23 protein-coding genes are annotated in these 24,467 nt (G+C 43.2%); 15 read left to right on the forward strand and 8 right to left on the reverse strand.

Annotated elements, in window-relative coordinates; translation table 11 throughout:
* Positions 1-7: 7 nt before the first annotated feature.
* Complete coding sequence (locus MKY63_RS23985) at positions 8-2,095, reverse strand: ABC transporter ATP-binding protein (protein WP_076213456.1); 2,088 nt, start codon at positions 2,093-2,095, stop codon at positions 8-10.
* A gap of 58 nt (positions 2,096-2,153) precedes the next feature.
* Positions 2,154-3,902 (reverse strand): ABC transporter transmembrane domain-containing protein, encoded by a 1,749-nt coding sequence (locus tag MKY63_RS23990; RefSeq protein WP_036688020.1) that lies wholly within the window; start codon positions 3,900-3,902, stop codon positions 2,154-2,156.
* 493 nt (positions 3,903-4,395) lie between these two features.
* On the opposite strand from MKY63_RS23990, the gene MKY63_RS23995 reads away from it, so the two are divergent.
* Entirely contained in the window at positions 4,396-4,713 is a 318-nt protein-coding gene (locus MKY63_RS23995; protein WP_036688019.1) for a HesB/YadR/YfhF family protein, read from the forward strand.
* A gap of 113 nt (positions 4,714-4,826) precedes the next feature.
* On the opposite strand, the gene MKY63_RS24000 is transcribed toward MKY63_RS23995, so the two are convergent.
* The gene (locus tag MKY63_RS24000; RefSeq protein ID WP_038571616.1) at positions 4,827-5,342 is read right to left on the reverse strand and encodes a hypothetical protein; all 516 of its coding nucleotides are present in this window, start codon (positions 5,340-5,342) and stop codon (positions 4,827-4,829) included.
* Positions 5,343-5,464: 122 nt separating this feature from the next.
* Between MKY63_RS24000 and MKY63_RS24005 the strand changes: the two genes are divergently transcribed.
* From MKY63_RS24005 to MKY63_RS24015, 3 genes are all read left to right on the forward strand, one after another.
* A complete protein-coding gene (locus tag MKY63_RS24005) occupies positions 5,465-7,213 on the forward strand; it encodes an ABC transporter ATP-binding protein (RefSeq protein ID WP_076213460.1) in 1,749 nt (582 codons plus the stop codon).
* Positions 7,214-7,401: 188 nt separating this feature from the next.
* Complete coding sequence (locus tag MKY63_RS24010) at positions 7,402-7,920, forward strand: sigma-70 family RNA polymerase sigma factor (protein WP_076213462.1); 519 nt, start codon at positions 7,402-7,404, stop codon at positions 7,918-7,920.
* Positions 7,913-8,848, forward strand: a complete 936-nt coding sequence (locus MKY63_RS24015; RefSeq protein WP_339810045.1) for a DUF4179 domain-containing protein — start codon at positions 7,913-7,915, stop codon at positions 8,846-8,848. The genes MKY63_RS24010 and MKY63_RS24015 overlap by 8 nt, the downstream gene beginning before the upstream one ends.
* 70 nt (positions 8,849-8,918) lie before the next feature.
* Here MKY63_RS24015 and MKY63_RS24020 read toward each other — a convergent pair whose 3' ends face one another.
* Both MKY63_RS24020 and MKY63_RS24025 read right to left on the reverse strand, forming a co-directional pair.
* A complete protein-coding gene (locus MKY63_RS24020) occupies positions 8,919-9,362 on the reverse strand; it encodes a DUF441 domain-containing protein (protein WP_036688009.1) in 444 nt (147 codons plus the stop codon).
* 1 nt (position 9,363) lies between these two features.
* Positions 9,364-10,368, reverse strand: a complete 1,005-nt coding sequence (locus MKY63_RS24025) for a YpdA family putative bacillithiol disulfide reductase (protein ID WP_036688007.1) — start codon at positions 10,366-10,368, stop codon at positions 9,364-9,366.
* A gap of 179 nt (positions 10,369-10,547) precedes the next feature.
* Between MKY63_RS24025 and MKY63_RS24030 the strand changes: the two genes are divergently transcribed.
* The 4 genes from MKY63_RS24030 (at position 10,548) to rsgA (ending at position 14,025) form a co-directional block, all read left to right on the forward strand.
* Positions 10,548-11,144 (forward strand): metalloregulator ArsR/SmtB family transcription factor, encoded by a 597-nt coding sequence (locus MKY63_RS24030; protein WP_036688006.1) that lies wholly within the window; start codon positions 10,548-10,550, stop codon positions 11,142-11,144.
* A gap of 120 nt (positions 11,145-11,264) precedes the next feature.
* A complete protein-coding gene (locus MKY63_RS24035; RefSeq protein WP_036688004.1) occupies positions 11,265-11,720 on the forward strand; it encodes a DUF3939 domain-containing protein in 456 nt (151 codons plus the stop codon).
* A gap of 160 nt (positions 11,721-11,880) precedes the next feature.
* Positions 11,881-12,552 (forward strand): HAD family hydrolase, encoded by a 672-nt coding sequence (locus tag MKY63_RS24040; RefSeq protein WP_038571611.1) that lies wholly within the window; start codon positions 11,881-11,883, stop codon positions 12,550-12,552.
* A 381-nt stretch (positions 12,553-12,933) separates the two neighbouring features.
* Positions 12,934-14,025: a ribosome small subunit-dependent GTPase A gene (rsgA, locus tag MKY63_RS24045; protein WP_076144727.1), complete on the forward strand. Its 1,092-nt coding sequence runs from the start codon at positions 12,934-12,936 to the stop codon at positions 14,023-14,025.
* Between the two features lie 103 nt (positions 14,026-14,128).
* Here the strand turns inward: rsgA and MKY63_RS24050 are convergent, their stop codons facing one another.
* Complete coding sequence (locus MKY63_RS24050) at positions 14,129-14,755, reverse strand: FMN-dependent NADH-azoreductase (protein WP_038571605.1); 627 nt, start codon at positions 14,753-14,755, stop codon at positions 14,129-14,131.
* A gap of 122 nt (positions 14,756-14,877) precedes the next feature.
* On the opposite strand from MKY63_RS24050, the gene MKY63_RS24055 reads away from it, so the two are divergent.
* A complete protein-coding gene (locus MKY63_RS24055; RefSeq protein WP_038571602.1) occupies positions 14,878-15,105 on the forward strand; it encodes a hypothetical protein in 228 nt (75 codons plus the stop codon).
* A 1,301-nt stretch (positions 15,106-16,406) separates the two neighbouring features.
* Here the strand turns inward: MKY63_RS24055 and MKY63_RS24060 are convergent.
* Entirely contained in the window at positions 16,407-16,646 is a 240-nt protein-coding gene (locus MKY63_RS24060) for a hypothetical protein (RefSeq protein WP_036687997.1), read from the reverse strand.
* Positions 16,647-16,788: 142 nt separating this feature from the next.
* Here MKY63_RS24060 and MKY63_RS24065 point away from each other — a divergent pair, with 142 nt between their 5' ends.
* Positions 16,789-17,469 carry a hypothetical protein gene (locus MKY63_RS24065; protein ID WP_076098755.1) on the forward strand — a complete coding sequence of 227 codons (681 nt, stop codon included), beginning with the start codon at positions 16,789-16,791 and terminating at the stop codon, positions 17,467-17,469.
* Here MKY63_RS24065 and MKY63_RS24070 read toward each other — a convergent pair.
* Positions 17,456-19,159, reverse strand: a complete 1,704-nt coding sequence (locus MKY63_RS24070) for an alpha-amylase family glycosyl hydrolase (protein ID WP_076213464.1) — start codon at positions 19,157-19,159, stop codon at positions 17,456-17,458. The genes MKY63_RS24065 and MKY63_RS24070 overlap by 14 nt on opposite strands.
* Before the next feature lie 271 nt (positions 19,160-19,430).
* Here MKY63_RS24070 and MKY63_RS24075 point away from each other — a divergent pair, with 271 nt between their 5' ends.
* The 5 genes from MKY63_RS24075 to MKY63_RS24095 all read left to right on the forward strand — a co-directional run bounded on the left by MKY63_RS24075 (position 19,431) and on the right by MKY63_RS24095 (position 24,383).
* Entirely contained in the window at positions 19,431-20,453 is a 1,023-nt protein-coding gene (locus MKY63_RS24075) for an ABC transporter substrate-binding protein (protein WP_076213466.1), read from the forward strand.
* 50 nt (positions 20,454-20,503) lie between these two features.
* Positions 20,504-21,280 (forward strand): ABC transporter ATP-binding protein, encoded by a 777-nt coding sequence (locus MKY63_RS24080; protein ID WP_036687761.1) that lies wholly within the window; start codon positions 20,504-20,506, stop codon positions 21,278-21,280.
* Entirely contained in the window at positions 21,280-22,116 is an 837-nt protein-coding gene (locus tag MKY63_RS24085; RefSeq protein WP_036687759.1) for an ABC transporter permease, read from the forward strand. Before MKY63_RS24080 ends, MKY63_RS24085 begins: the two co-directional genes overlap by 1 nt.
* A 93-nt stretch (positions 22,117-22,209) precedes the next feature.
* Entirely contained in the window at positions 22,210-23,196 is a 987-nt protein-coding gene (locus MKY63_RS24090) for an aromatic acid exporter family protein (protein ID WP_036687757.1), read from the forward strand.
* A gap of 164 nt (positions 23,197-23,360) precedes the next feature.
* Entirely contained in the window at positions 23,361-24,383 is a 1,023-nt protein-coding gene (locus tag MKY63_RS24095) for an HD-GYP domain-containing protein (RefSeq protein WP_051491532.1), read from the forward strand.
* The last annotated feature ends 84 nt before the right edge of the window (positions 24,384-24,467 follow it).

Here is a 24,467-nt window from a genome sequence, read left to right on the forward strand (position 1 = left end):
TTGTAAATTACATTTTCTCAAGAGAGGGTTGCAAGTTTCCGAGTGCTGGACGGTTGCTTGCGCCAGCGTTATCGTCAGAGCTGTTAGCAGCGGCACCTACTTGCAGCTGGTACATACGGAAGTATCTTCCGCCAAGCGCCATCAGTTCATCGTGGCTACCGCGTTCTACGATCTCTCCGTGATGTAGGACTAGAATCTGATCTGCACTGCGAATCGTGGATAAGCGGTGAGCGATGATGAAAGTGGTGCGTCCTTTTTTGAGAACTTCCAGCGCATCCTGAATGACGCTTTCCGTTTCTGTATCGATGTTGGAGGTAGCTTCATCTAGAATAAGAATAGCTGGGTCAAAGGAGAGAGCTCTCGCAAAAGAAATCAATTGCCGCTGACCCGCAGATAAAGTACTTCCTTTCTCAATTACCGGTTCATCAAATCCTTGTGGAAGATGAGCGAGTAATTTATCCGCACCAACCTCACGCAATGCACGTTCTACCCGTTCCCGGGAAATTCGTTCATCCCCTAGGCTGACGTTCGAAGCAATGGTGCCCGTGAAGAGGTACGGATCCTGCAGCACGATGCCCATGTGATTCCGCAGCCACTGCTTCGGAATATCCGTAACCTTTTGACCGTCAATCGTAATATCGCCTTTTTGTGGATCATAGAACCGGAACAGCAGATTGATGATTGAGCTTTTGCCGGAACCCGTATGACCTACAAGAGCGACAGTTTCACCCGGGCGTGCTTCAAAGGAGATATCGCGAAGGACGTAGTCTTTTTTATAAGCAAAAGATACATTCTTAAATTCCACTTTTCCTTTGTAGCGTGGCATGGAGCCGTCAGTAACATTCTCTCCAGGTTCATCCATAAGCGTAAACACACGTCCCGCAGATACCATAGAAGTATCCAGGTTCGCCAACTGGTTCACCATACCTGTGATAGGTTGGAACAAACGTCCGAGCACATCGACAAAGGCATACAGAACGCCTAAGGATACAAAGGTTGAACCAGTAATACTGCCATGTCCGAAATACCAAAGCACCATCACAAAAGAGAGACTACGAAGTGAGTTCACCAGATTGTGGGACGTGAAAGCATTCAGATTTAACATTTTATTCTGATATTTCAAGTAATCATCGTTCAGGTTCTCAAATTCTGCACTAAGCTGCTTCTGACGGCGGAATATCCGGACGATTGACATCCCCTGAATCGATTCATTAATAATGGCGTTAATTTCACTTAGACGTGAGCGAATGATCGTATTGTATTTGGTCGCAATTTTGCGATAGAGCACGATCCACAGCACAAGAATAGGTACAATGAACAAGCTGATCAGACCCAGACGGACATCAAGTAAGAACAGAGCGATATATACGCCAGTTATATTGATAATACCGGTGCTGAAATTGGAAAGGACGGCAATGAATAGATCCTTAATCGCCTCGGTATCATTTGTAACCCGCGACACTACCTTACCAGCAGGCAAATTGTCAAAAAAATGAACGGGTAGTCGCTGGATATGTGCGTATACATCTGTTCGCAGCTTCCGGATTACCTGATTCGCCGAAGATTGCAGCCAGTAGGTTTTTCCGAATTCAGCAAAGATGGAGATTACAAGAAAAATAGCATACATTCCGACCAACTGATAGATTCCAGGAAGCTCAGGTTTGTAAAAAGCGAACAGCTCATCGGCCGATAGCTTAACCGCCGGATAGATAACTTCGTTATCACCACGGGTGATATGCATCTCTCCATCGATGAACTTTCGTTCACCGTCAGGCTGTGTTACAGCTTCGTTAATAAAATAAAAACTTCTCCCTGCTTGAAGAACACGAATTTCTCGGCCTTTAGTTTCACCAGGCTCAAAGCGATCGCCGCGTTTGTATAAACTATTGTTATATTCAGCCGCCTTATCGGGAGACGTGGTGCTGAAATAGGGCTTCTCGATGGCCAGCATGTGATTGTCGATCATGCTTTTGGCTATAAATGGACCTGCCAGCTCTGCCGCTACCCCGATTGAAAGCAGCAGAAGGGCTGCGATAAAGGTTTTCTTTGCGGTCAATGCATATTCCAGCAGGCGTTTGCCTGTACTTTGTGTCAACCGTGACACCTCCTAAAATGTTTTGCGTAGTCGTAGCTCGTTTATTTATGGTTGTAGTTTAATCATTCGATAAGTTATTTTCGACTTGCTGCCGATCATATTGTTCACGGTACCAGCCATTCAAATCCAACAGCTCCTGATGTGTACCTCGCTCAACGATTTGTCCGTTATCCAGTACAACAATCATATCGGCATGTTGGACGGCGGAGAGACGGTGAGTAGAGATTAATGTGGTTTTTCCGGCACGTTCATTCCGGATATTGTCGATAATCTGAGCTTCCGTACGAGCGTCAACGGCTGATAAGGCATCGTCCAGAATAAGAATATCAGGATTAGCGATAAAAGCTCTGGACAGAGAGACACGTTGCTTTTGTCCACCGGAGAGAGATACACCACGTTCACCCACCAGAGTATCCAGACCATCGGACAATGTGCCCAGGTCGTTCTGGAAAGCGGCAGCTGTAATGGCTTGCATAATCGTATCGTCATCGGCGTTGTCTAGACCAAACTGAATGTTTTGCCGAACGGATTTGGAGAAAAGAATTTGCTCTTGCGGAACATAACCCATCCAGCTATGCAGCTGATCCAGGGAAATCTGTTGAATAGGCACGCCAGAGATAAGGATCTCTCCATTACCTGTCGGATATTCGCGGAGCAATTGTTTGAGCAGTGTAGATTTCCCGCTTCCTGTACGCCCGACTACACCTAATGTCTGCCCTTGATTCAGGGTTAAGTTGACATGGCTTAGATTGTCTATCGTCGAAGAAGGATAACGGAAAGTCACATCGTTAAGCTCGATTCGAGTAGGGTGGGGAACTTGAACAGGATGGGCAGCATTTTGAACATCGGGTTTGGAGTTTAACGTCTCGTCGATACGTTCGAGGGAAGCTCCACCACGCTGCATAATGTTGATCAATTCTCCAATAGCGAACATCGGCCATACAATCATACCGAGGTACATATTAAAGGAGACTAGATCACCCAGTGTGATCTGATTGCGGAATACAAGGTAAATCCCATAAGTAAGACCAATAATGTAGCTGAGTCCAACGCAGAAGCGGATAGTTGGTTCGAAGAAAGCATCGACACGAGCTACGGCCATATTTTTGTTGTAAACATCTTCAGTAATATCCGAGAAACGTTTTTCATCAAGACGCTCTTGGACATAAGCACGGATTACGCGCACACCAGAGACAGATTCGAGTACTTGGTCATTCATATCTCCGAATGCATCCTGCGCTAAGCTGTATCGATCATGAATAGCTTTACCATAAAAAATCATAGCTATTGCAATTAGGGGTAATGGTAATACTGCTGCAAGGGTCAATTTCCAACTCACGAGAAAGCCCATCGCAAACAGCACAACCGTGAGGTAGATTGTAGAATCCACCAGTGTAAGCATCCCGAATCCTACGGTAGCTGAGACGGCTCTGATATCATTGGTTGCCCGGGCCATGAGGTCACCAGTTCTATTTTTTTCGAAGAACGAGGGTGTCATAGTCATAAGATGATTCATAAATCGGGAGCGCAGCAGGCGCTCAACAAGGTTGGAACCTCCGAAAAGTTTGTGCATCCATATGTAGGTAATCCAATAAATAACTAGCAGCAAAATAAAGATCATGCCGATATATTTGGCAAGCGAAGCTGTAGTAATCGAACCGCGTACTATGTCGTCAATGGCATTGCCTAGCAGACGTGGAGGGAGTAATTCAAGAACGCCTACACCTATGAGTAATATGAGTCCAATCAGGTAACGCCTTTTTTCTCGGCGAAAAAACCAGCCGAGATCGCGAAGAACAGAGAACAAGTAAATCCCTTCCTTTCAGGTTGTAATGATTGCTTGTGATGCTGATAAAAGCGCAAGTGATTATCTCTTCAGCAAACAAAAAAGGCATATCATCCGAAAACGGACGATATGCCTGTAATTTACAGCTATCATGCGCACGGTGCGTTACAGCACCAAGCATGTGAGAGACCTTCAAGAACTAAAGTTATACGGTCCATAAGACTCGCAAAAACTTCAGGATGGCTTAATCACTTGGGCTGCTTCGGTATTCGGTTGAGTAAAAATTCCAACAATAGTAAAATAATATGGCTGTAACTTCGTAAACACCGCGCTCACCCCTTTCATTAATTTGGTAATAACTAGAAGACGTTTAGTTATGTTCAGAGTTTATCATCCGGTTCGCGAATTTGTCAAACTTAATTTTAAATGGATTGGGAAATCATTAATTGCATAAAGTTGTTTGAATATCGACTTATTTTCGTTATGATTAGAATATACAAAGGAGCTGAGAGAAATGAACATGGAAATTAGTCAAGCAGCGGCAGCTTGGTTTAAGAGAGAATTGGACCTTAAGAATGGAGACTATATTCGTTTATTTCCCCGTTATAGCTCGGGCGGTGGACTTCACCCCGGTTTTTCGCTGGGCATTGCTACAGAAGCGCCTGGGCGTCCAGCTATTCAGGTCAAACAGGATGATATTGTGTTCTACATGGAGGAGCAGGACTTGTGGTATATGGAAGGTTATGACCTATCTATCGTATACTCTGAGTCAGAGGATGACATTGAATATAAGTACGAACCAAAGCCGGTATCCGGCGAAGTGCAGGTATAGTTGTCTTAATGATTGTTTATTTTAATCAGGAAAAGCCCTTGCCAAAAGGCAGGGGCTTTTCAAATGCTGTCTTTAAAAATGAGGGTATTCCAGTTGGAAATACATAGGTGTTATCAGTGCAAATTGCGAGAGGTTTCTTCCTCCAGAGCGAAGTCGAAGTCGTCAATATCGTACACCTGAACTGGAACTCCACCCTCGATGATCCGTTGAATCAATTCAAATTGATCCGTTAGGATAGGTACTTTCTCACGTTGTGAGGACAGCAGAAGCTCTGTTTCGATGGGATCGAACATCTCACCGTAGACAGCGGTATCCATGCTGTTAATGATGGTGATTTTGGATTGCCCGCCAAGGAGAATACCTGAGCTTTTTGCCCATGGCACAGCTAAACAGCGGTTGATCTTCTTCGCGTTGAGCGGTTCTTCAAAATAAGCAATGAGCTCACTAATCTTCAACTTAACATGCTTGTCGTCGTCCGGACGGTTCATCAACGGATCATCGCTGTCTCGCAGTTCGTATAATTCCATCACGGTAGTATAAGGCACTATATATTCTACAGGGCTGCTCGATACGAGAAGCTGGCCGTAAATCGCCATCATGACGGCTTCCGTCACAAATTGTCTAGACATCGTTATCCTCCTGAAGTTCGGTACTGCAATTGTACTTATGATCTAAAATTATAAAAACACTGTAGAGAGCAAAAGTCAACTGTACTTAGCAACTCACTAAAGAGAAGGGACAGAATATTCCTGTGAAGCAATGGAAATCATATTTTACTTTTGTACGACCTTATATGAAATTGATTGTGTTTACGCTGTTTATCGGCATGATCAAATTCAGCATTCCGCTAACACTGCCAATGATTCTGAAATACGTGGTTGATGACCTCCTAATGAACCCGAGCATGGGGATTGAGGAACGGGTATCGCATTTGATGCTTATTCTGGGTGGTGCCTTAATTTTATTTGTTATCGTAAGAGGACCCGTGGAGTATTATCGCCAATACTTTGCTCAACTTATCACAAGTAAAGTGTTGTTCGATATGCGAAATAAGCTTTACAGTCATTTACAGCGGCTGTCACTGCGGTATTATCAGAATACCAAGGTGGGAGAAGCCATCTCCAGATTTATTAACGATGTTGAGCAGACCAAAAATTTGGTCGAAGTCGGCATGATGAATGTATGGCTCGACACGTTTACGCTAGTTTTTGCTTTGGGATTTATGTTTTATTTAAATCCGGTGCTGGCGCTCGTGTCTATCTCGGTATTGCCTTTTTACGCAATTGCTGTTAACAAATTGTATAAGCGGCTTAAGCTTTTAACGAAAGATCGTTCCCAAGCTCTGGCTGGCATTCAAGGTTATCTCCATGAACGGATTCAAGGGATATCAATTATCCGCAGCTTTACGATGGAAAAAGTGGATCAGAAGCAGTTTGAAGACATCAACGGTAACTTTCTAAAAAAAGCGATGGCGCAAACTCGCTGGAACGCTATGACCTTCGCAATTATTAATACATTAACGGATATAGCACCTCTTTTGGTCATCGGATATGGTGGATATCAGGTCATTCATGGCAATTTGACAGTAGGTACCTTTGTAGCTTTCTTTGGCTATCTGGACCGGATGTATTCCCCGCTGCGGAGATTGATTAATTCCTCGACGGTGCTTACACAAGCCTCTGCTTCTCTTGAACGGGTGCTTGAGCTGCTGAATGAGCCTTATGATATTGTAGACAAGCCGGGAGCAAAAGTGCTGAAGGATGCACGTGGTGAGATTGCTTTTCAGAATGTATGGTTTAAATATAACGAAGAGAATGATTGGGTCTTAAAAGATATTAATCTGAGTATTCAGCCCGGACAGACCATTGCGTTCGTCGGAATGAGCGGTGGAGGAAAGTCCTCCCTTATAAGCTTGATCCCGAGATTCTATGACATCAGTAAAGGCAGCCTCCAAATGGATGGTTATGATATACAGGAATTAACACAGGAAAGCTTGCGCAGGTCTGTCGGTATGGTCTTACAAGATAATTTCTTATTCAGCGGATCTGTGCGTGAGAATATTTTATTCGGTAATCCTAACGCCACGGAAGAAGAGGTCATTTCAGCAGCGAAAGCTGCCAATGCGCATGATTTTATTGAGCAGCTGCCACTGGGTTATGAGACAGAAGTGGGAGAACGTGGTGTAAAGCTATCCGGAGGACAGAAGCAGCGGGTTGCTATCGCAAGGGTATTTCTCAAGGATCCGAAGGTTCTTATATTAGACGAAGCTACTTCGGCGCTGGATCTGGAATCGGAGCATTTAATTCAACAAGCGCTGCAGTCCCTTTCTTCGGAACGTACTACACTAATTGTAGCGCATAGACTGTCAACGATTACACATGCAGATCAGATTGTCGTACTTGAGAATGGTGAAATTACTGAACGGGGTACGCATGAACAGCTGATGGCGATAGAGGGTAGTTATGCGCGATTATTTAACGTACAGCATTTAGACGCTTAATATGTTTTGGAAAATAATTAAACACCTTAGTGGTCCTCTCGAAAGAGAAGGCCACTTTTTTTGAATTCCAATCAGGCTTGTGGCACACAGTAACTTATACTATGGCAAAAATTCTACAGGGGAATTGAGTCTTTTCGGAGATCATGTGCGTCTAAAGCTTATAAACATCATGAAAGGAAGTGAGGAACGTGAATAAAACCACGCTTGAGGAAAAGGCGATAGCTGGTGATGAAGACAGCTTTACTGTTCTTATTGACGGCATGCAGGAGCGTTTATACCGAATGGCCTACTCCTATGTGCGGAATCAAGAGGATGCGCTGGAGATTGTGCAGGAGACCGTCTTCAAAGCCTATATCTCCATTCATAAATTGAAGCAACCGCAATATTTTAAAACTTGGCTCACCAAGATTGCTGTCAACTGTGCGCTGGACTTTATCCGTAAATCTAAAAAAATCGTGTATATAGATCAAGAGCTAAGAGGCAGCTATGCTCCGAAATCTAGGGAAGAAGTTTTGGACTTGCATGAAGCGCTCAGCGGCCTTGATGAAAAATCAAGAATGGTGATTGTGATGAGATATCTGGAGGACTTGCCCATAAAGGAAATTGCAGAGGTTCTCGATATGCCCCTGAGCAGCGTCAAAACCGTTATTTATAGAGGTTTGGAAAAATTAAAAATAAGTATGGAGGAGAGTGAGAACTTTGGATAAGCAACTAGAACGTCTACAACAAGCCTATAATGAGATTGAAATTCCTAAAGAACTATCATTCGCTTCTCGTAAAGGAATTGAAAGAGGGAAAATCTATAAACAGAAAAACAGTTCTTCAAAACGTGCCTTGAAATGGACAGGATCAGTAGCTGCTGCTGTATTGATTTCTTTTACGGTGGGTGTAAATACGGTTCCTGCTTTTGCGAGTAGTATGGATCAAATACCGGTTCTAGGTAAGCTGGTCAGTGTTCTGCAATTTACGGAGGGAAGCGCAGGAGGGGGAACCATTCAGGATGGAGTAGATGTGAATTTTATTTCGGTCAAACAACTGAAGAATAGCGATCAATTGATTTTGAATTTTGCAAATCCGGATGAAACTCAACAGATGGCAAGCTCATATAACGTAAAGTTTACGGAAAATCCGGCAACAATGACGATTACAGTAAGTGGGGCCAGAAAATTCTCAGCAGTCAAAGATCTGGAGACATTAAAACAAAGCCGATATGTTCAGGATGCTTATCCACTAATTACACTAGATGATTCGGCCATTCGGTTCAATGTCACACTTACGGACTCGGTTGCTTATGAGGTGAAAGAATATAAAGAGCCAGCACAGGTAGTGATTACGTTAAAAGAGAAAGGAGACGAAGCAAAAGGGGGCTCTGTATATTCCTTAAGAACGGTCTCACAGCCTTCTGGTGAGGCGCTGGGTATGGCTGAAGAAATGTTATATGGGTTAGAGGATATGCGGATGTTAAAGGATCAGAAAGGCTTATATCTCGTGGAAGCAGGATATTTTAATACAGAAGAAGAGGCTTTGAAGCAGTTGCAGAAAATTAAGACAGAGTATGGCGTTGAAGATTTATTAGTCGTTGAAAAAAGAGCAGTACAGCAAATTCCGCAGTCCATTTCTCAGGTGGAGGAATAGAGAGAAAGATGGTTGTATAAAAGGCACAATAAAAAAGACCGCCAAAAGCGGTCTTTTTTGTGCTGTTCTATTACATTTTGCCGATCATAAGTGATAAAATGCCGGCTGCGATCAGCGGACCGACCGGAACGCCTTTAAATAACGCAACCCCGATCACCGTGCCAATCAGTAGACCTGCAACAACTGTGGGTTGGTTGGTCATGAGCGTAGCACCGCGGCCTCCAAGAAAAGCGACGAGAATGCCGATAGCGATAGCAAGCAAGGACTTCCAGTGCAAGAAGGATTGACCGACTGTCTGCAACGATATTTTGCCGCTGGCTAATGGGGTCATGACCCCGATGGTCAGGATGATAATCCCGATGGTTAAACCGTATTTTTCTAGCCAAGGAAAGGTTTGCTGCAGGCCAAGTACTCTTAGCAGTAATAGGACGACCATTGCTATTGTTACAGGGGAATTGCTGCTGATAATTCCAAGCGCTGCAAGTCCAAGCAAAAGCAAAGAGGTCATGTCCATCTTAATGTTTCAACTCCTTAGGATTAGAACTTTCTTTTGACACAATGTGATCTGCGATAAGCTTACCATGCCCTCTTCCGGTCTCAATAAACACTTCGTTAGCATTGCGGCCGGAGGCGATTACTCCAGCAACATACAACCCTGGAACATTACTTTCCATGGTAGAGGTGTTAAAAGCAGGCTTATCCATGTCGTCATCCATGATCACACCCGCTGAAGTGAGGAGGGTACGGCTAGGACGGAAGCCAGTCAAGGCAAGAACGAAATCATTATCCAATGCTTTCTTGTCCCCCTTATGATCCGTAACAATTACTGAGCTCGCAGTAATTTCAGTGACACGCGAGCCTAAGTGCAGAGTGATTTTCCCTTTTTGCACCATGCCTTCAAAGATTGGCCGAACCCAAGGTTTAATATTCTCTGAGATGCTTTCACCACGATATACCATATCTACCGTAGCTCCTACACGCATAAGCTCCAGCGCTGCATCTACTGCGGAATTACTGCCGCCAATTACAGTTACCTTCATTCCCGTGTAAGGATGAGCTTCACCGAAATAATGAGTAACTTTAGGTAGTTCTTCACCTGGAATGCCAATCATATTCGGCTGATCAAAATAACCTGTTGCTATAACTACATTAGCAGTGATACGTTTCTGATGCTCACCACGCATATTTGACGTATGTACGGCAAAGGTTCCATCTTCAAGCGGCTCAATGGATAAAGCTTCTTCATAAGCGGCGATCTCTAGACCATATTGCTCAGCGGCTCGGCGATAATAGACAAGCGCTTCGTGACGGTAAGGTTTGTCGTTGGTCGAAGTGAACGGAACATCCCCGATTTCTAATAACTGAGCCGTACTGAAAAATTGCATATTTGTTGGATACAAATAAATGGAGTGTACAATAAAGCTTTTTTCAATGATAAGGCTGGACAGGCCTTGGCGTTGGCATTCGATAGCTGCCGAGAGGCCGCAAGGACCTGCACCGATAATAATGACATCTTTCATAAAGCGGGTTACCTCCTGATTGTTACTATCTTTTCTTTAAATCCTACCCTAAATTCATGAATTTTTCCATAAGAGCAGATTGAGTATAATAACCATTGCAAGAATAACGTTGATTATTATATAATTAGATATATATCTAATGTTTCAATTTATTGTGAAATTCTAGGAGCGTGAACCCAGTGCAGTTGGAGAAAATCGTGAGTTATCATAAAGCTTTAGCTGATCCAACGCGTCTTCGCTTATTGTTGCTTCTGTCCCAAGGAGAAATGCACGGGCAAGCGCTGGCTGAGAAGTTGAATTTATCGCAGCCTACAGTCACTCATCATGCGGCTAAATTACGTGAAGCGGCTCTAATAAAAGAAAGACGCGACAAAAATACAGTTTATTTTAAGTTGAATCCGGAGTTTATCAATAATGGTGCTGAGGCTTCACTGCAGTTTATTTTTTCGAAAGGAGCTGAGAATATGGAAGAGCAATTGCCTGAGAATAGTCTTCAGGATACTGTAATTCGTAATTTTTTCTCTAAAGATGGCCGGCTGCGGCAAATTCCAGCACAATACAAGAAGAAATTGATAGCGCTTCAATACATGGTTGAGAAGCTGGAGCCAGGAGTTGTTTATACGGAAAAGGAAATCAATGAGTTTATTAAGCAGTTTCATGAAGATTTCGCTACTATTCGTCGTGAATTCATCATGCATCAGTTTATGTATCGTGAGAAGGACAAGTATGAACTAAATCCTCGAGAAGTATGGACTCGGTGGGAATATGTCAAATAATGATCTTTTAAATATTAACATTCTGTGTCGATTTGAAATGTACTGATTAATTATTCGAATTTCGAATAAAATGGAATTGTAAGCGTTATCTGAGACATATTTAGAAAGGAGACTTTCGTTATGTTATTTAAACGCACAAAAAAGCAACCCAAATCAGATCATGTAACCGTCACATTACCCCAAGTGAAACAGGCGATTCGAAAGTTCGAAGAAGATATGCCTGGACCTATTAATAGAACAGCATTAATCTTAGAGGACAAAAGAATCGATATGAGTCGCCTGAAACGTTATTTGGGTGGAATACCCGAACGGAATTTCTATATGTCACGAGAGACCTATGAAATTTTCGAGGAAGAAGACAAGTTAGTGCCGTATTATCTGGATTTAGTTCAGGCTGCTGTAGACAGTTATATTAGTGATACAGGCAAGCTACCGTTGCTTGAAGACACCTGGTTGCCAGAGGTTCATTATCGATTGTTATCTACAGAAAGTTATCTAAAAGAAACACCTCCTTTTCCGCTGTATATTACGGATGAAGAAATGATGCTGACCCATCGGGCAGAGCATTTCGAGTAAAGGAATGACGCAGATACGAATCTTCATAAAGACTGTTCAGTAAAAGGGAAGCCATAAATCCTTTTTGTTGAATAGTCTTTTCTTTGTCTCTTAAGGCATAGTACAATTACATTCTGTAGGTTAGGTTTGAAAATTAACAGCATGTAAGGGGAATCGCTTGATGAAGGAAGTACAAGCTATTTTATTTGATCTGGACAATACTTTAATGGATCGCGACTATACATTTCGCAGCTTTAGCACTCAGTTCGTGCAGGATTTTCTTGGGCATCTGAAACCTGCGGAAGCGCAGGCCGTGATTGAGGATATGATCCACAGAGACGCTGATGGCTATCGTGATAAAGACGGATTTTTCTTAGAACTTAGTGAGATCCTGCCTTGGGAAAAGCCTGTGACGGCTGAACATATCCGGGCGTATTATGATGCGAGCTACATCAATCATGGCGCAGTCATGGAGCATGCTTTGGAGGTTCTGGAGTATTGCGTGGAGCGTGGATATACTTTGGGGCTGGTCACCAACGGTAAAAAAGAAATCCAGAACACCAAAATCGATATTCTCGGCCTGCGAGAGTACTTCAAGGCTATAGTTATATCTGGAGAAGTTGGCATTGCGAAGCCTGATCCTGCGATTTATCAATTGGCACTAGACAAGCTGGGTGCCTCTGCGGATCAAACCTTGTTTATAGGGGATCATCCGGTAAATGATATCTGGGGTGCAGGTAAGGCTGGCCTTGAAGGAATTTGGCTGCAAAGGAAACATCCTTGGGACGATCAGCTGGACATCCAACCTTGGAAAATGATCCGTGAGCTGAAAGAATTAAAGGCTATTTTGTAATCTGGAAAATTTGGGGTTGACATTTTACTGCTGCACCAATTATGATAACAGCATCTTAAATTTCGGAAGGAGACGATGTTTTATGACAGTTTTAAATGTAATGAACTCAACTGTTGTGGATACGTGTCTTCCGGGAACAGCTGCTGCCGAATAATTGATTCGTGCAGTTTAGCAGGTAAGCTCAATTACGCTTATTAGAGCCGCCGGGAACCGTATAGGGTCCGGTGGCTTTTTTGCGTGTGTAGAAAGATTGGATTTGGTGTAATAAATCCACATGTCTATATACCGCCGCCGGAGTCTTTATTTCCGGCGGCTTTTTGTGTTCTCGGAAAACGCCAAGGGGCAAGAAAAAACATAAACATATCTTTTAGGAGGAAATGAATGAATAGCATAAAGCAATATGGTTGGAATGAAAACTGGAGTACAAAATGGAATGAAAAGTGGAGTCATGCAGAGGATAAACAATTTATACCCGGGAGAATCGTTGGTGATTTCGGCAGTAAGTACAAAGTGTTAACTGATGTAGGAGAGACGTGGGGAGAGCTTGCCGGGAAGCTGAGACACACATTTGTAGCCTCGGGTGATTTTCCTGCCATTGGAGACTGGGTAGCATTAGCAATGCAAGATGGCGGCGAGCATGGAATTATACATGGCGTATTGCCCCGGCAGAGTGTGATCTCACGCAAGGTCGCAGGGAATACACAAGATGAGCAAATTGTTGCCTCCAATGTAGACACGTTATTTCTGGTCAGCGCGTTGAATGATGACTTTAATGTTCGCCGGATGGAGAGATATCTGATCATGGCTTGGAATAGTGGGGCAAATCCAGTTATTCTACTCACTAAAGCGGATCTTTGTCCGGATGCAGACAGTAAAATCGCTGAAATGGAGAGCGCGGCTCCCGGAGTATCAGTACATGCTGTTAGTGCAATACAAGATGAAGGGCGCGAGAAGCTGCTGCCTTACATTGGTGAGGGTCAAACAGTAGCTCTAACGGGCTCCTCCGGTTGTGGGAAGTCGACAATGGTCAACTGGCTATGCGGGAAGAACCTTCAGATTACTCAGGATGTTAGAGAAGGGGATAGCCGCGGACGTCATACTACTACCCACCGTGAACTGTTTGTTTTGCCGGATGGGGGGATTATCGTAGATACACCGGGGATGCGGGAGCTGCAGCTCTGGGAAGATGAAGGTGGTCTTGATCTAGCCTTTAGTGATATCAGCGGCCTAGCTACTAAGTGCCGGTTTAGTAACTGTAGTCATGAACGCGAAGAGGGCTGTGCTGTACTTGAAGCAGTCCAAACAGGTGAACTGGAAGAGAAGAGACTATTCAACTACCGAAAAACACAACGAGAAGTATTGTACCAAAATAATAAAGAAGCCAAGCTTAAGAGAAAAAGCGCAGCTTCCACTAAAGTGAGTTCATCCAGAACCAGAGGATACGGATGGCGTAAAGAGCTGGATGAATATTAAAAAGAATTGATATAACGGCATAGACATTGGAAAAAGGCGCCCCTTAGCTTTTGACAGCTAAGGGGCGCCCTTAATTATTGAATTGAATCTAAACGGTTATGGTTTAGAAGGATGCAGCAGTTTCCTTAGCCAGTTGCAATCCGTTTTCAATGATTTCAGCAGATTGTGCTGGAAGTTGGTTGTGGCCTTCGATGATTACTTGTGTAATATCTTTAATTCCCCACAGGTTAAGGTTACCAACGATGAAGTTTACTGCCATTTCAGCACTTGCTGCAGGACCTTCAGAGTAGATACCGCCTCTTGCATTCAGAACGATTGCTTTTTTACCTGTCAAAAGACCAACTGGACCTTCAGCAGTGTAAGAGAATGTTTTACCAGCTTGGCAAAGGTAATCTACATAAGTGTGCAATACAGCAGGTACAGTCATGTTCCACAGTGGGAAACCGAATACTACCTTATCTGCAGCGATGAACTGGTTAAGATATTTATTAACGATAGCGGCACCAGCTGCTTCTTCAGGTGTTGCTTCGTATCCTTGAGCGGCTTTATACATACCAGTGATCAGGGTATTGTCGTAGTATGGAAGTTGCTCTGCGAACAGATCAAGCTCAGTGATTTCATCTTCTGGGTTGTTGAGTTTGTAGCTCTCCAAGAATTCATTGTAAAGCTTAACACTTACGGATTGTTCTGCTGGACGGTTGTTTGCTTTAATAAATAGAACTTTAGACATTATGATTTCTCCCTTGCATGTGTGTATTTAATATTAACTATATTTAATATAGCATGTAATCTTTTGTTTGTAAATTATTTTTTTGTCATTGAAATTTGTTTACGCTCAAGGAGTTTGAAAAAATGAAAACAAGGTTAATAGGTGATACAAGAGAACAGGAAATAATTTCCTGTCTCTATAAGTTCCAGAATGATCTAAAAGGAGCGATTGACATGTCCATCGATCGGTTTATCATTAAAAAATTGGACAGCTGTCACGAAGAGCATACGCGTCAGAATTTAGTGAAGCTATTTAGACTTCGAATCCAAAAAGCTGAAAAAGCAGAGCAGAAGAATTACAAGATCAGCTGATAATTGCTTAGCTCTTCCTAATAGTAGATTTTTCGCTGAATGAGACAGAGTCCTTGGGTTAAAAAAGTCCGTAAATATAGCAGAGCAGTGATCCTCCCGTTAAGGGGGGATCACTGCTCTGCGTTTTTAGTCTTGGGCAGATTGTTTCAGCTTAGAATCAGCAAAGGAAGCTGACCGACCACAAACGTTACTTTGGCAAGTGACATTGTAGCGTCAGGTAACCCGCTACCTCTAATCTGCTGACAAATGCAAAGTCATTTGTCGAGTTACACACTAAGTCACCTTCCAAGTTATCCTCAGCGGCCAACGGACTCAGATGACGTTATATGCGAAATTATGGGCATTAGAGCAGAGTTTCGGACTCCAGCGCAGCTATTTAGCTTTTTGAGGTCGATAATTAGTGATTTTCGTGCCAATAGTGACTCTGGGGTCCGATAGGATTCCAAATGAGCCAAAAAGCTGCGATTAAGGTCAATTGAGTCCGAAAGCATCCAACAATGAGTCCAATAGCAGTCAGCTATGTGACTAGTCAGTAAACAGCAATTCAATTTTGCTATATAGCAGTCCCAAGTCGAACCAAAGCAAACCATGCAGAACTCAAGCAGAACTCAAGCAGAACCAGACAGAACTAAGGTCGCATACTTTAATAGTAGAAGCTATGTATGTGTAAATGGTATCTAATACAAATGATGGCTCGGATTTAGATCAAGATGCTAGAGGGAGCTCCAAAATGGTCGAGAGTCCCAGCGGCTATTATAGTGTTAAGTGACAACTCCCTGGAATGTCATGTAACCCGCTATACATACATCTGCACCACCGAGTAATAAACATCCATCGCAGCCAACGGACTCAGATGACGTTATATGCGAAGTTATGGGCATTAGAGCAGAGTTTCGGACTCCAGCGCAGCTATTCAGCTTTTTGAGGTCGATAATTAGTGTTTTTCGTACCAATAGCGACTCTGGGGTCCAATAGGATTCCAAATGAGTCAAAAAGCTGCGATTAAGGTCTTCTGGGTCCGATAGCAGTCGGCTATGGGGATGGCCGGCAAGCAGCAATCTAAAATGTGCTATGAAATAGCACAAAGCAGTACAAAATAGCACCAAGCAGAAGCAAGGTCGCTGATTTTGATAGTAGAAGCTATGTATGCGCAAATGGTATCTAAATCAAACGGAGTGTCATTTTGGATCAAGTTTAGCTTCAAAAAGAAAACGAGTCTAAGCTGCAATTCTTAGTTGCTTAGGACGCTCTTTATTAGAAGCTTAGGACTGCAATGTTGTGACAAAAAAACTACCCCTCCATTAATAGAGGGATAGCGCCAATGAATCATTTTCACTGTAACTGTGCAATATAGCTTCAGAGCCTTTAATTTCGATACTAATCAGAGAATTGAGGCATTTCTGGAGGGCACTTTTGCCCTTTTGAATTTTGAGCTCCAGCGTACTGTTAAGTAATCTAAGTACTTTTTGAGTGGGCTGTTTATTTTCTGTTGTGAAATACACAGGTACAAGTTTGTTCTGAAATGTGATGAGCATTCTCATTTTGAAATCACCTCGCTACAAGTATTTCATGTTAATGATCATACCCCTTGTTTCTTAATTTTACCTTAAAATTAGCTTATGATAACATAAAGATTGCTAGTTTAATATACATTTATATGTAATACAGGAAGGATACAATAATGTGAATGAGAAAGAACGAACGGATTTAACGGATTTAACGGAATTTTTATTTCCAGATCGGGTAACCGACCAAGTAGTATTAAATGAATTGTTAAATACTGCGCCTACAGCAGAAAGGATAGGTAGATTCAAATATAGAGAGAAGGAGAAAACTAAAGATCTGTGTTTGCAAATACATAAGGATAAAATACTAGCCTACTGCAATAATACACCGGACTCTCCTCCGTGTGTGCTGAAGAGCAGAGATGAAACAGAGAGCTTTTGTCTCGAGTTGTTCGAATGTGAGAGAGCGATGGAGCCCTTTGCTCACGGGATTCCGGCGTTGCTAATGTCAAAAAAAAGGTTTGAGGAGCTGAAAAAAGGCTCGGATTCCTCTACGGTTCACAGACTCTCAGAGTGTTTAGCTGCAGAGACAGGGGATGACGTCCATTCCAACCATCTTGCACGAGTGATGAAATGCTTCGACGCAGAGGGAGAATTACGACTTTGCATTTCTAGTGATAATGGCTGGAAGTTTCAGTATGCTAGCTTCATAAGCGATCATTCAAGTGGCTGGTTGCTGCGAATGAGCAGCGATCCTTCCCAAGACTGGATTGTAGCTCTTCCTATATCGAAAGCACAATTATGTAGTTCAGTGGCAGAGTGGGTATTAGATTCCTCCTCTTTTCCTACTTCACAATAACCGTTGAATAGGGAGGAAGAGTAAGCTGATCTGAATTTAAGGTCACTTTGTCAGCAGTTGTCTTTTGGATCTTGGTGTAAGAGATACCTTCGACATTTGGATGAAGCGTAATGATTTGTTCATCTCCAGTTAGGTTATGAACAACGAGGACTTGATCCTTTGTTGTTATACGTTCGTAGGCCATTACCCCTACATTGCCAGAAGTGTAGTCTCGAATTCCGCCATCACGGAGCGCAGGGACTTCGTTTCTTAACGCAATGAGTTCGCGGTATCTTTTAAGCAGTGAGCTGCTGTCGTTAGTCTGGCTTTCGACATTAATGCTAACATCATCAGCGTTATTGCTGCCGACCTCCCAAGTAGTCTGCCCCTCACCCTGATCCGCTGTCATCCATCTCATGGGCTCACGAATTCCTTCATCTGGTTTTACACCAAGCATTCCTATTTCTTCACCATAATAAATAAAAGGATTTCCAGGCAAGGTTAACAGCAGGGCTGCTGCCATTTTTGCATGATCCAGATTGCCGTCTAATTGACTCATGACTCTGTTTTGATCATGATTTGTCAAAAAAATCGCATCGGTAAAATGGCTCTCAGATATTTTGGAGTACAGATTATACGTACGTTCCAGCGTAAAGGCAGTCCCGCTGTCTTTTTCAGTTTTCACGGAATTAATAAGAGTCTCCGCTAAACCAAAGTTAAAGCTGGAGTCAAAGGCTTGATCCAAATAAGCCCCTACGGTGACTGCAGAATTCTCCCATACTTCACCAACAATATAAGCTTGAGGATTCACTTCATTCATCGCTTTGCGGAAATCCTGCCACCAAAATACATTTTTATGGGTTGTGGCTTGGCTTTTGTCGGTTAGAAGGTCTTCGTAAATATGTTTAGCAGCGTCTAAACGGAATCCATCAACCCCTTGTTCCAGCCAAAACTTGCCGATATCCTTCATTTCATTACGAACTTCCGTATGATCAAAATTTAGATCAGGCATGCCTTCCCAAAAGCCACCTAGATAATGACTACCCAGTAAAGAGTGCCATGCATTGCCACTACCAGCGGCACTGGCTCCATTCGCAGGACGTCCTTGATCTTCAGCCCATATGTACCAGTCGCGATATTTGCTGTCCTTATTTTTAGCGGAATCTACGAACCAAGGATGTTCTTTGGAGGTGTGATTCACGACCAAATCCATAATTACTTTAATCCCACGTTTATGCGCCTCCGTAACGAGCTCCTGTAAATCCTCAATCGTCCCATAATCTGGATTGATTGCACGATAATCAGTCACATCGTAACCATGATAGCTTGGTGAAGGGTTGATAGGCATAAGCCATATCCCACCGATCCCCAGATCGTCTGTGGTGTCAGGATTTCCGTCATTTAAGTAATCTAATTTTTTGGTAATCCCTTTGAGGTCACCGATGCCATCCCCGTCAGAGTCATAGAATGAACGAACAAAAATCTCATAATAAACCGTTGAGGGTTGTTCGTCAGTAGTTATCGTTTTTGCAGCGGGAGGTGTTGTAGTATCCTGAACAGTATTTGCTTTTGGCGATGGAAAAGGGGAGGCAGAGGAAGAAATATTGTTATTATTTCCTGAACACCCGGAGAGCAGAAAGGCAGTTAAGCTAAGACCCAAAAGTCCGTTTATTGTGTGTTTTTTGGTGATAGGTGTTGCTCGTTTATCCATATAAAATAACCCCTTCTGCTGCAATTTTCCTATAAAGGAAATGGTAAGCGCTTTAATTCTTATAGTACTGTAATCAAATCCTCAGGTAAAACGTTTGCACAGATATAAAAACAGCAAATCCAGTGATATTTATCCATAAATTCAATAAAAACTGCTGATATCATGGATATTCTTTTAATTCCCCACGATATTCGGGATTTTAACCTTTCAGTAGGCATGTGCATATGCTTTAAGCAAGGGCGAAGGACCCGGTAAGAAAGGAGAATGAAGAATGAAGATTCGGAAAAAGCTGTCATTGTCGCTCATGATCATTACTTTATGCTTTTCAGTACTTGCCGGTTGCGGCGGAAAGTCAGAGACGGTAAAGGTGAAGATTGGGGAGGTTACCCGCTCTGTCTTTTATGCACCCGAGTATGTTGCCTTGACTCAAGGTTTCTTCAAAGATGAAGGGCTGGATGTAGAACTGCAGACGATTCCCGGTGGCGATAAAACGATGACTGCATTGCTCTCAGGAGCTATTGATGTGGCGTTGGTTGGTTCAGAAACCTCCATTTACGTGTATCAGCAGGGCTCGGATGATCCGGTCATTAATTTTGCACAGCTGACTCAAAGGGATGGAACATTCCTGTTCGCCCGGAAGGCTGATGGAGATTTTAATTGGGATAAAGTGAAGGGCTCTACCTTCCTAGGTCAAAGAAAAGGCGGAATGCCACAAATGGCAGGCGCGTTTACTTTATCTAAAAAAGGAATTGATCCTGCGAAGGATATTACCTTGATCCAAAATATCGATTTTGCTAATATTGCCGGTGCATTTGCTTCAGGTACTGGTGATTATGTGCAGCTGTTTGAGCCGCAGGCCTCTATCTTCGAACGAGAAGACCGGGGAGCTGTAGTGGCATCGTTTGGGGTAGAGAGCGGTTATTTACCTTACACAGTATTTATGTCAAAGAACAGCTATATAAGCAAAAATGGGGACACCGTGCAAAAGTTCACTAATGCCATACAGCGTGCTCAGCTTTGGGTGAAGGAACATAGTCCTGAAGAAATTACGGATGCCATAATAACTTATTTTGATAAAACGGATCGTGACATTGTGATTTCTGCTGTAAAACGCTACAAGGAACAGGACACCTACGCCATTAATCCGATTGTTGATAATGAAGAATGGAATAATCTGCTAGATGTTATGGATAACGCAGGTGAACTTAAAGAACGTGTTCCAGCAGAAAAAATCGTGAACAATACTTTTGCTGAAAAAGCTGAAAAGACCATAAAGAGCAGTGGCTCTAAATAAGAGAGATAAGATCCTAAATGGATTTTGTTAACTATAAGGAGGGGATGACCTTGCTTCCAGTAGTGCAATTAAAGGGAGTAACGCATGCCTATCTCGGCGATCGGGAAGCTTCACTGGCCGTTGAGGATCTAAATCTTAATGTCGAGCAGGGAGAGTTCGTCAGCTTAGTAGGTCCAAGTGGCTGTGGCAAGACGACTCTCCTATCGATTATTGCCGGACTGCTGCAGCCCTCTGAGGGTGAAGTATTCGTAAATGGCCAACCCATTCTAGGCCCTTCACCTGAGGTTGGATATATGCTGCAGCAGGATTATCTTTTTCCTTGGCGGAGTATTCTTGACAATGCTGTGCTTGGACTGGAGCTGACCGGAAGCATAAACGAGGAGAGCCATAAACGGACTTTGGAGCTGCTTCGCGAGATGGGATTAGAAGGGAAAGAACATGCCTATCCTTCTCAGCTATCCGGAGGGATGCGGCAACGGGTGGCTCTTGTACGAACATTAGCTACCAATCCAGGACTGCTGCTGCTAGACGAGCCGTTCTCGGCACTTGATTATCAGATCAAACTTCAGCTGGAGGATTTAGTCTCAGAGACCTTACGCAGCCGGGGAACCACGGCTATTTTGGTCACGCATGATCTGTCAGAAGCGATTGCGGTCAGCAGTAGGGTTATTTTATTGCAGCGAAATCCAGGGAAGATTCGTAAAGTGTTTCCTGTTCCGGAGCTAATCCGCTCAGCCCCACCGCTGTATGCGCGTGATCAGCCAGGGTTTGCGGAGCTTTTTCATGAAGTATGGACAGAGATGGAGATCGCAGGGAGGGAAAGCTAATGAAACGAACAGAGCAAGCGGGAGTTTTAGCTTCCCGTGAACTGTGGCTGCAGCAAATGCATGTGGATTTCAAAAAAAGAAAGCAGCGCCAGCGTAATCAGGTAATTGCTGTAAGAAGCAGTCTGTTGCTGCTGTTCTTTGTGCTGTGGGAAGCGGGAGCAAGAATGGGCTGGATTGATGAGTTATTGTTCAGCTACCCGACAAAAATCTTCAAGCAGATTTGGCAGGATATGATCAGTGGAAGCTTGTGGCCTCATTTGGGGATGACGGTAGGAGAGACTGCGGTAGGGTTTGTTCTGGGAACCTTGTTAGGAACGCTGCTGGCAGTGATTATTTGGTGGTCTCCGTTTTTATCAGCGGTGCTTGATCCGTTTATGGTTGTCTTTAACAGTATGCCGAAGGTGGCCTTGGGGCCGATTTTTATCGTAATGTTCGGGGCGGGTTTCACCGCTATCGTTGTAACAACCTTATCGATTACGGTGATCATTACTACACTTGTTGTTTACAATAGCTTTTGTAGTGTGGATCCTAATCTAGTGAAGGTGGTTCGTTCTTTTGGAGCTTCTAAAGTTCAGGTGTTTTTTAAAGTGATTCTTCCGGCATCTTTTCCAACGGTTGTCTCTACCCTAAAGGTGAATGTGGGTATGTCATGGGTCGGGGTTATCGTGGGAGAGTTTCTAGTAGCAAAATCCGGTCTTGGGTACCTGATCATATATGGATTCCAGGTGTTTAATTTCACGCTTGTGATGTCCAGTCTGCTGATTATCGCAGCCGTAGCAACGGCAATGTATCAACTGGTAGTGTATCTGGAGAAGCGCTTGTTATACCGGCGGTAAGTCTAATGTAACGTTGTGTCCGTACACAAAATCTTGTAACATGTCTATATCTTTACCTATTAACAGTTAGTGCTTTTAAGGAGAGATAGGGTTATGGGATTTCGTGTGATTAAAACAGCTGCTGCGACGTTAATGTCCGTTCTTCTCGCGTCTGCAGTAGGCATACCCAATGCACAAAGTGCAGGGCTTTTAGCCATTTTGGGTGTGGAGGTTACCTTGAAAAGGAGTTTCCGGACGATAACGGCGCGTTTTTTGGCCTCGCTCGTGGGACTCTTTTTTGGGTGTATTTTATTTTGGATATTAGGATTTCATTACTGGGTGCTTGGACTATACGTTCTGGTTGGCTTTCCGATGATTGTGAAGTCTGGCTACAAGGAAGGGATTGTCACTAGCTCTGTTATTGTGTTTCGTGTTTTTGGACAAGCTGAGTTATCGCTTCATGTGTTGTTGCAGCAAGTAGAGCTTCTGGCCATAGGTCTCGGTTCAGCGGGGGTGGTTAACTTGATTTACATGCCACAGACCGGGGGAGTTATTTATGGAATCCGCAAGGAAGTGGATCGATACTTTTCAGTTATTTTTACTCAGATGGCCCGTACTTTGCGTGAACCTGCGTATATGTGGGATGGCAAAGAATTAATTGATGCGGATAATGCAGTGCAGCGGGGACTGACTGCCGCTACTCGTGAGATGGAGAATCATGTGATTCATCCTGATGAAGCTTGGAATGTCTATTTCTATATGCGTAAGGAGCAGCTGGAATCGATTCAAAGCATGATGCAGCTGATTTCTCAAGTATATCGCCATTTACCGCATGGAGAGATGGTAGCTGAATTGTTCGACCAGCTTAGCGGAGATGTTTTGGCTGAAGAATATACAGGCCGCACGGAACATTTGCTGGAAGAGCTTGAACAAGAATTTGAAAGCATGGATTTGCCGGAGACACGTGAGGAATTCGAAGTGCGATCAGCGATTCTGCAGCTTTGCAGAGAATTGGCACTTTATTTGAAAATTGCGAAACGCCATAAAATACCGGTCAGCTATAAGCCTGAGAAACGTTTGCTCACCCGGAAAAAAGCTTAAAATTAGGCTTTAATAAAGTGAAGTATTAACATTCGCCCCTGAAATCACGATAAAATATGTATGAACTAAAAGTTGATCTCCGAAAGGGATTAACAATTATAGGGTGAGTTCAAATTCAAGCAGGAAATTCATATACGAATTTTCCGCATTGGCAGGTGAGGCGTATGGACAAAGATATGGAATCATTTATCGGAAAACAACTTGTAGCTAACCTCTTTAATGACAAAGGAGTATTTGTTTTACCCGCATTGACTTTATTGAGTGCTGAACATATTAGATTAATTCGACAACATAAGATCACTCTGGAATCTCATGACGTCGTCCAGCTGGATAGCGCGGAATTTTTCCAGCTTGCAATTGATGATTGTACAGCTGCGATTGAGAATATTTTTGAACAGATTCGTCATAACAAAAATAAAAGAATTCCTATGCTGGAAGTTAGAAATGAAGTGATTCCGTTTATCCAGCAGGTAAGCGAAAAGAATGACTTCTACGGAGTATTGGCTGCTTTGCAGACCAAAGATGATTATACATACAGACATAATGTAGCCGTGGGCATAATATCTACCTTGCTAGGCAAATGGCTGAAGCTAAAGTCTGAGGATTTGAGCATGTTGACCATTGCAGCGACTCTTCATGATATCGGCAAAATGAGAATCCCGGATGACATATTAACCAAGCCCGGTCCATTATCCGACGAAGAGTTTCAGCTGATGAAAAAGCATACGACCTTTGGGTATGAGATGATCAGGGATACGGTAGGCACAAACCATACCCAAGCGCTAGTAGCCTTACAGCATCATGAAAGAATGGACGGCAGTGGTTATCCATTTGGTGTGCTTGGGAACCGGATTACTGATTTCAGTAAAATCGTTGCTGTGGCTGATGTGTTTCACGCGATGACCTCCGACCGTTTTTATCGCAAAGCGGCTCCTTTATACGAAGTATTACTGCAAATGGAGGAGAGTGTGTTCGGTAAGCTCGACCCTTATATTTGCAGAGTGTTTATTAATAAGTTAATGCAGTCAATGCTAGGGAACGAAGTGGAATTGACAGATGGGCGAAAAGGAAAAATTGTTATGATTCTTGCTACAGACCCTTTGCGGCCACTGGTGAATATTGATGAGGATTTTATTGACTTAAGCAAACATAGATCGCTTGGAATTGTGCGGGTAATTCCGCAATAGCTGGTGTTTTAAGGTTTTTTTAGGGGTCAGGAATGGCTCTGGAACAGGTTGGACCATTTTTGGAATCTACTCATATATGTACAA

This window comes from Paenibacillus sp. FSL R7-0189 (genome assembly GCF_037969925.1).
GTDB lineage: Bacteria > Bacillota > Bacilli > Paenibacillales > Paenibacillaceae > Paenibacillus_AQ > Paenibacillus_AQ odorifer.